Genomic DNA, 1,009 nt, shown 5'->3' on the forward strand with positions numbered 1-1,009 from the left:
CTAGCCCTGCATTCCGCACGTGGCTGATTGTCAACACCACTCGAGTGGGTCGATGTCGAGGAGTTCGAGGAGATGGAGTTGTAGGGGTGTGGGTTGAGGGATGGTGTGTGGGTTGCCGCTGGTCGCGGGGATGAGTCTCATGGTGGCGAGGGTTTGCAGGATGAGCCGGGTGGTCGGGACGGCGGGTCGACCGGCGTAGAGGCCAGCGATGGTGGTGCGGCCCAGAGCGGCCAGAGCGCGTCTGACCTGGCGTTCGATGAGGCTGAAGATGAGCAGGGCGAGGCAGACCACGGTGATCATGGCGGCGATCCGGCGGTTGTTCTTCAGGTAGATCGCGGCGACGGCGAGGGGGCCTTTGAACGCGGAGTAGCGGCGTTCGACGGCTTCCTGACCTTTGTAGTGCAGCAGGACCTGTCCGGCGTCGGCCTGGTCGGCGTCCAGGTTGGTCAGCAGCGCGTACCAGCCGTCGGTAGCCGCTTCGGCGTCGATGGCTGCCTGGTTGAAGTGCCAGGTCAGGGTGGGTTTACCGGTGTCCGGGCAGGTGCCGGTCGTGGTGCGTAGATAGGCGGCGACCCGGCGGGTCTTGGCGATCACCGCGAGACGGGTCTCGACCGCGGTGGCATCCGGGTAGTGGCGGGAACCGAGGCCGCGGGTCAGCCGGGCCAGGTCGTCGGCGGCCCGGTCGAGTTTCTTGGCCCGGGCGGTGGCCGCGGCTTGGGCTCGGGCCGAGGAGTGCACGAACACCCGGCGCAGGGTCAAGACCGGATCTTTCTTGCGGGGTCCGGCCAAGGTCATGGTGTCCTCGTACACGTGCCACGTCCCGAGCTTGTCCGGGTCTTTACCCTGATCACGGCCGGCGACGTAGTCGACCCGGGTGGCCTGGCCCAGATCCAGGCCGGCCAAGGTCTCGGCGCTGACGTAGACCTTCGACGCCGGGGCCACGAACGTCACCTCGTCGGCGTGCATCGCGGTCAGGTTGTCGTAGGAGACCAGCTTCGTGTCCCCGATG

At 67.2% G+C, this 1,009-nt stretch carries 1 pseudogene; it reads right to left on the minus strand.

The annotated features are described in order from the left end of the window. Positions 1 to 30 precede the first annotated feature (30 nt). Positions 31 to 1,009: pseudogene (locus tag F8271_RS32800) on the minus strand (hypothetical protein); the annotation flags it as partial.

This window comes from Micromonospora sp. ALFpr18c, from assembly GCF_008868155.1.
GTDB lineage: Bacteria > Actinomycetota > Actinomycetes > Mycobacteriales > Micromonosporaceae > Micromonospora.